The sequence below is a fragment of the Phyllobacterium brassicacearum genome, from assembly GCF_003010955.1.
GTDB classification, from domain to species: domain Bacteria; phylum Pseudomonadota; class Alphaproteobacteria; order Rhizobiales; family Rhizobiaceae; genus Phyllobacterium; species Phyllobacterium brassicacearum.
On record NZ_PGGO01000032.1, the window covers coordinates 38180 to 44933 of the forward strand.

Annotated in this window: 8 protein-coding genes; 7 read left to right on the forward strand and 1 reads right to left on the reverse strand. The window is 54.5% G+C overall.

Annotated elements, in window-relative coordinates; all coding sequences use genetic code 11:
- Positions 1–122: 122 nt before the first annotated feature.
- Positions 123–824, reverse strand: coding sequence for a TetR/AcrR family transcriptional regulator (locus CU102_RS26130; RefSeq protein WP_106713988.1), 702 nt, complete (start codon positions 822–824; stop codon positions 123–125).
- 378 nt (positions 825–1202) lie between these two features.
- Between CU102_RS26130 and CU102_RS26135 the strand changes: the two genes are divergently transcribed.
- The 7 genes from CU102_RS26135 (at position 1203) to aroQ (ending at position 6577) form a co-directional block, all read left to right on the forward strand.
- Positions 1203–1871, forward strand: a complete 669-nt coding sequence (locus tag CU102_RS26135; protein WP_106714000.1) for an amino acid ABC transporter permease — start codon at positions 1203–1205, stop codon at positions 1869–1871.
- A 4-nt stretch (positions 1872–1875) separates the two neighbouring features.
- On the forward strand, positions 1876–2526 hold the full coding sequence (locus CU102_RS26140; RefSeq protein ID WP_106713989.1) for an amino acid ABC transporter permease: 651 nt from the start codon (positions 1876–1878) through the stop codon (positions 2524–2526).
- Positions 2527–2567: 41 nt separating this feature from the next.
- Entirely contained in the window at positions 2568–3404 is an 837-nt protein-coding gene (locus CU102_RS26145; RefSeq protein ID WP_106713990.1) for a transporter substrate-binding domain-containing protein, read from the forward strand.
- Positions 3405–3474: 70 nt separating this feature from the next.
- Positions 3475–4191, forward strand: coding sequence for an amino acid ABC transporter ATP-binding protein (locus CU102_RS26150; protein ID WP_106714001.1), 717 nt, complete (start codon positions 3475–3477; stop codon positions 4189–4191).
- Between the two features lie 10 nt (positions 4192–4201).
- Positions 4202–5008, forward strand: coding sequence for a sugar phosphate isomerase/epimerase family protein (locus CU102_RS26155; protein ID WP_166648576.1), 807 nt, complete (start codon positions 4202–4204; stop codon positions 5006–5008).
- Between the two features lie 23 nt (positions 5009–5031).
- Complete coding sequence (locus tag CU102_RS26160) at positions 5032–6126, forward strand: Gfo/Idh/MocA family protein (protein WP_106714002.1); 1095 nt, start codon at positions 5032–5034, stop codon at positions 6124–6126.
- Between the two features lies 1 nt (position 6127).
- Positions 6128–6577 carry a type II 3-dehydroquinate dehydratase gene (gene aroQ / locus CU102_RS26165; RefSeq protein ID WP_106713992.1) on the forward strand — a complete coding sequence of 150 codons (450 nt, stop codon included), beginning with the start codon at positions 6128–6130 and terminating at the stop codon, positions 6575–6577.
- Positions 6578–6754 lie beyond the last annotated feature (177 nt).

Below are 6754 nucleotides of genomic sequence, written 5' to 3' on the forward strand. Positions count from 1 at the left end.
TGATGGGCCGCGCAACGCCCATCAGATGGTTTGCCCTCCATTGCCGTCGTCGATATGAATAACAATCCGGGTAACCTTGCTCGCCTTTGCCGGAACAGACGAGTTCCCCAGTGTTGATTGCTTCACGTGAAGTCCGACACGAAACCATCCATAACCGTGTTCAACCTGCCAAGAATCGTCAGGAGAATCTGCTGCTTGCGGGCACGTCGCGCAGCCGCAGAGGCCATATCGACGTCGAATATCGCAGAGAATGTCGCACGGTTGGAGACATTGAAAAAACACAGACCGCTCAAAGTAGTGTGGAGCTCGACCGGTGAAATGTTTTGATGAAACAATTCCATTTGATAGCCGAGGCGCAGGCACTGCTCGATGCGCTGAATAATTGGCCGGTGAAGTTCGCCCACTAATGATGACGCGTTTAAGTACTTCGCGTCATTCAGGTTCTCGCTCATGATCAATTTGACATAAGTCGGATGCTCGAAGTGAAAATCAAAGCAGAAATTGACAAGGTTTTTTAGCGACTGCCTTGGATCGTCTTCCGTTAAATTGACATTTGCTTCCGCCGCTCTGATGCGGGCATAGGCGTTTTCGAGCACAGCGACGTAAAGTGTCGACTTGGAGTTGAAGTAGTAATAGACCATTCGTTTGCTGCGCCGGGTCTTGGCCGCGATGCTGTCAATGGTCGTCCCTGCGTAGCCTCGCTTTGCAAACTGGACCTCGGCCGCCTCAAGTATGTCTGCCCGACTTTGGTCAGGGTCATTGTTGCGCTGTTGCCGCTGATATTTCTTGGGAGCGCCTGTCGGTTCCATCGCAGTTTCAACCATGATTCCTCACTGAGCGTAAACGCCTGCAGCCGTTATCCCGCTTCCGCTCTGTAGATGCAAGCATGTTCTGTGTCGGACATTTTATTGTGTCAGCAGTGTCAAGTGATTGTAAAATCGCAGAACTCAGGAAGTTCGATTTGAATATTGTACGATACAGAACAATTAGATAACATCGCAAAATCAAAAATTATTCAAACAAAAATGGCAACATGATTAGGCAAAAGTAGCGTATCATATTGAAAAATAAAAGATATTGACGCCGTCTCTGACGTAAGTGCCGGGAGTTGACAGGACTCATTAATGCGCTGTAAAAAATGTACGTCTTTAAACATTTTGAAGTCAGGCGATATTCGCCGTCTGAGCTGGGAGGAGCTCGCCGTGGGCTATAGTTTCGATTTCAGTGTGATCTTTGCCGCCTGGCCGCAGCTTCTTTATGGCTGTTGGCTGACGCTTGTCATATCCGCCAAGGCAATGGCCATGGGCTTTGCCATTGGTCTCATATGTGTCGTTGTGCGCCGAACGGGCGTCGGGCCGCTTGTGTGGCTGGTCAAGGCTTTCATCGAGATTATCCGCAATACGCCCTTTCCGGTACAGGCGTTTTTCATCTATCTCGGTCTACCCACGATCGGCATTCGCCTCAGCCCCGATACGGCCGCCGTCATTGCGCTCGGCCTCAATGGTGGAGCCTATGCTGCCGAGATCATCCGTGGCGGAGTTGAATCCGTTCAACGGGGGCAGATAGAGGCTGGTCGCGCGCTCGGATTGAATGGCTTTCAAGTCTTTCGCTACATTATTTTGCGGCCGGCCCTGCGGGTTAGCTTTCCCGCCCTTGCGAGCCAGTTCATTCTGCTGATGCTCACGTCCAGCGTCGTTGCTTCGATATCTGCGACCGAACTTGCGAGCATCGGTCAGCAGCTTGAGTCGACAACCTTCAGAAGCTTCGAGGTCTACCTTACCTTGACTGCCCTTTACCTCGGCATGTCGGCTACGTTGACAGCCATCTTCGCCACGACCGAACGGGTCTTCTTCTCGTATCCAACACGGTAATCCAATGGTTCAGACACTCGGCTTCAACCAGATCCTTATCCTTCTCGAAGCGTTTCGATGGACACTCGCTCTGGCGGCAATCGCCTTCGTGTGCGGAGCAGTGGGCGGCTTGGGCATTGCCCTCATTCGCACGTCCGTGTTCGGAGTTCTGCGTCGTGCTGCAGCGACGTTTATCATCGTCTTCCAGGGTACCCCACTCCTGATGCAGCTCTTTGTGATCTACTATGGACTGCCCTTGCTCAACGTCACGGTCAATGCCTGGATTGCGGTGGCGATCGGCCTGACGTTGCACGCAAGCGCCTATCTGGGTGAGATCTGGCGAAGCACGATCATGGCCATGCCGAAGGGTCAGGAGGAGGCCGCCAAAGCGCTTGGCCTCAAATATTGGGACCGTACAGTCTACATTGTCTTGCCACAAGCGCTGCGCATGGCTCTGCCGAGCACCGTGGGCTTTCTTGTCCAACTTATCAAAGGGACGTCTCTGGCGGCGATCATCGGGTTTACCGAACTGACCCGCGCAGGACAAATCGTATCCAATGCGACCTATCAGCCATTGATCGTCTTTAGCCTCGTTGGCGCACTCTACTTCGCGCTCTGCTGGCCACTGTCACACTTCAGTTTCAATCTTGAAAAGCGCTTTGCGAACGCCCGCTAGGGCAGCCGTCAACAATTCAATCAGGCAAGGAGGAAGCCGACATGAAAGTACACATCAGCATACTGAAACGCGCATGGGGGGGTGCCGGCGCGGCTGCGCTTGGCCTGCTCATATCGCTCGGCGCGGCGAATGCCCAGAGTTTTGAGCAACTGAAGGCGAATGGAAAGATCGTTATCGGCATCCAGGGGGAAAATCCGCCATGGGGCTTCGTTGACGAAAACAATGAGAGCGCGGGCTTCGATGCAGATTTTGCCAAGCTGCTCGGCGAGGAAATTGGCGTCCCGGTTGAGTTTACGCGCGTAGCCGTTGCCAATCGCATACCCACATTGATGACGAACAAGGTGGATGCTTTGATTGCCGTCATGGGCATGTATCCGGATCGCGCCAAGGTCGTGCAGTTTACCAAGCCATACTCGGCGATTGATATCATACTGCTCGCAAAGCCGGAGACGAACATCGCGACGCCGACCGACCTTAACGGACTGCGTATCGCCGTGGCGCGTGCATCGGCACAGGACACGCAAGTGACCCAGAATGCACCGCAGGGTGCAACGATCCAGCGTTTTGACGACGATGCGACGGCGATCCAGGCATTTCTCACAGGTCAGGTGGACGCACTTGGCGCCAACAACACGTACTTCCTGAGCATGGCCAAGATCGCACCCGACTTCAAATTCGAGAAGAAGTTGCAATTCAACCGCCAGTACAATGGGATTTCGGTACGCCCGGGGCAAAAGCCGTACGTCGATGAGCTGAACACTTTCATCGACAAGGTGCGCGCCGATGGACGTCTCGAAAAGATCTACCAGAAATGGCTCGGCCAGGACATGCCGGAATTCCCGGACTCGCTCCCCAACATTCCCTTTACTGTCCAGTAAGAACGAGGAAGACGTCGTGAACTCGATCACCAAACTCTCGAAAGACTCGTTGACCGAGCCGATGATCATCATGGAGTCCGTGGACAAGTACTACGGCGCCTTCCACGCTCTCAAGAATGTCAATCTGATGGTCAAGCAGGGCGAGAAACTCGTCATCTGCGGACCATCCGGATCAGGGAAATCAACCCTGATCCGCTGCATCAACTATCTTGAGGACTTTGCGAGCGGCAAGATCGTTGTCGATGGTATTGCATTGACGAAAGGCGCCTCGATCGACGCTATCCGCTGCGAAGTGGGCATGGTTTTTCAGCAGTTCAACCTCTTCCCGCACATGACGGTCCTGCAGAATTGCATGCTAGCCCCGATGAAAGTCCGCAAGATGACGTCGGGACAGGCGGAGAAAGTCGCCCGTTCATATCTGGAGCGGGTGCGCATCTCTGACCAGATGCACAAATATCCTGCCCAGCTTTCCGGTGGCCAGCAGCAGCGTGTGGCGATTGCCCGCGCGCTCTGCATGGATCCAAAAGTCATGTTGTTTGACGAGCCGACTTCCGCACTTGATCCGGAGATGGTGAAGGAAGTGCTCGATACGATGATCTCGCTGGCCAATGACGGAAGAACAATGATTTGCGTCACCCACGAAATGGGCTTTGCCCGCGCAGTTGCAGATCGGGTGATCTTCATGGCGAACGGAGAGATTATTGAGGAGGCTCCTCCGGAAACATTCTTTACGGCTCCAAAGAATGAGCGGACGCGCACCTTCCTTGGCCAGATCCTCGGTCATTGAGGTTCCGATCATGCAACACGCGTTTGGCGTTCATACTTTCGGGTTTGTCTGGAACGAGACAGCTGTCGAAGCACTCGGCAAGTTGGCACAGCAGGGCTTCCGCAAATTTCAACTCCTGGCGAGCGATCCGCACTTCAACATTCGCGAGCACGGTTCAAGCGAGTGGGTCGCAGTGCGCGACCAGATCGCTTCAATTGACGGGAATTTGCTGGCGCTGGACTTGCCGGTCGGCGACTACAATCTGGCAAGCCCCATGCCTGATGTGACCCAATTCGCTATCGCTGCGCACAGACGAGCTGTCGATGCGGCCGCTTTTCTGGGAGCGAGCCATATAACCGTCGGTTCGGGACGCAAACACGCGCTCATTCCAGCCAAGTCGGGCGTTCTTGAAGAGATTTTCCGCAACAGCCTTATGACGCTTGCCGATTATGCGCGCGAACGTGGCATTCGGATTCTCTTTGAGAACCATCCGCTTGGGGTGTTTCCGGACGCCGCATCGATGAACGAGTTGCTTGAGCAATGCGCGATCGACACGATCGATGTGGTCTACGATGTGGCGAATGCGCGGGCGATTGGTGAAGGTCCCTGTACTGGTCTCGAACTCCTTCGCGACAGGCTCCGTGTCATCCATTTGTCGGACTCGATGGAAGGCAAATGGCAGCACGCGCCGATAGGCTCGGGACAGGTCGATTTCCGGAACATCCTTCAGACCATCCAGCGTATCGGATTCGAGGGCGACATCGTTATCGAAATTATCTCCGAAGATCCGTTGGCCGATGCGGTTTCAGCACGGGTCCAACTCAAACACCTTATCTGACTGAAATGGGAACGAGTGCAAGCATGGCAAATATTTCAATCGGCGTGGTCGGCGCAGGACTGATCGGCCGTAAACACATCATGAAGATCCGCGAGCATCCCGATTTCGACCTCGTAGGAATTGCCGATGTCAATTCAGAAGGCGTTTCGGCCCAATATCCAGGCGTTCCGGTGTTGAGGGACTACCGGGAAATGCTGGATGTCGCCCGGCCACAAGCAGTAATTATCGCATCACCGAACCAGATTCACGCCGAGATCGGCATCGAATGTGCCCGCAGGGGCGTGGATTTTCTCATGGAGAAGCCGGTCACCGACACACTTGCTGCGGCAAGCGCCCTGCTTGGCGAAGTTCGCCGGAACAATGTCAGGACGCTGGTCGGTCACCATCGGCGTCACCATGAGCAAGTCAAGGCGGTGCGACGCTACATCCACGATAATGTTATCGGCAATCTTGTAGGTGTTTCGGCTATTTGGGCAGCCTATAAGCCGGATAAGTATTTTGAGATTGCACCATGGCGTACGCAGCCCGGCGGAGGTCCGATCCTGATCAATCTCATCCACGAAATTGACTTCCTTCGCTATACGACCGGCGAGATCGTTGCCGTCAGCGCTACATCCTCCAACAGGCAAAGGAACTTTCCGGTTGAGGATACGGCGGGCGCTCTGATGGAGTTCGAAGGCGGGTGCATAGGCACGTTCTTTGCTAGCGACAGCGCAGTTTCTCCATGGACCACAGAGCAAGGCGTGGGGGAGGCCGCAGAATTTCCCTTCAGCGGCGAGAGCAGCTACAGGTTTATCGGCAGCCAGGGATCCCTGGAATTTCCAAGCCTTGTGCATTGGTCCCAGGCCGACGGCGATCAGAACTGGAACAAGCCAGTCATTTCGCAACGTCTCTTTGCAAGCTTCGTCGATCCTTACGTCGCCCAACTCGATCACTTTCGCGACGTCGTCTGCGGCACCGAGCAATCGCTGCAGACAGTTGAGGACGGGGCTCGAACGTTGATCGCTACACTTGCGGTTGCAGAAGCCGCGCAAACGGCAAACCGCATAGATCTGCGTGAGCGCTACGAGGCGGTTGCCGCTGGTTCCCATTCAAACACAACAAGGAAAGCTTCCTGATATGAAACCGATCTTTGTCCTTAACGGCTCCAATCTCAATCTACTGGGTCAGCGTGAGACTCACATCTACGGTAGTACGACGCTTGCCGATATCGAGGCTATGTGTCGTGATAGCGACGCGGGACGAAGGCATGGAATTGAGTTCCGGCAATCGAACAACGAAGGACAACTCATTGACTGGATTCACGAGGCGCGTCATGCGGGCGACGCCATCGTCATTAATGCAGGTGCCTTCACGCATACGTCGATCGCCATACACGATGCACTGAAGACATTCGAGGGGCCGATCATCGAGCTCCACATCACGAATGTGCACAGGCGTGAAAGCTTTCGGCACCATTCCTACATTTCCTTTGCTGCAACAGGTGTGATCTGCGGCCTTGGCCCAGACGGCTATGAGCTTGCTCTCGAGGCTGCTTCCCGACTTGTCGGCAAGGCCAAGGCGGCATAGCAGCACCATTGCCGATTTCTCATCATTCTGGAGAGTTTGCGATGAAAACCTCGATAGCGACGGTATCGCTCAGTGGTGAACTGCCGGAAAAGCTCGACGCGATCGCGCGGGCGGGATTTGCCGGTGTCGAGATATTCGAGAACGACTTTCTCGCCTTTGATGGCAGCGCCCGCGACG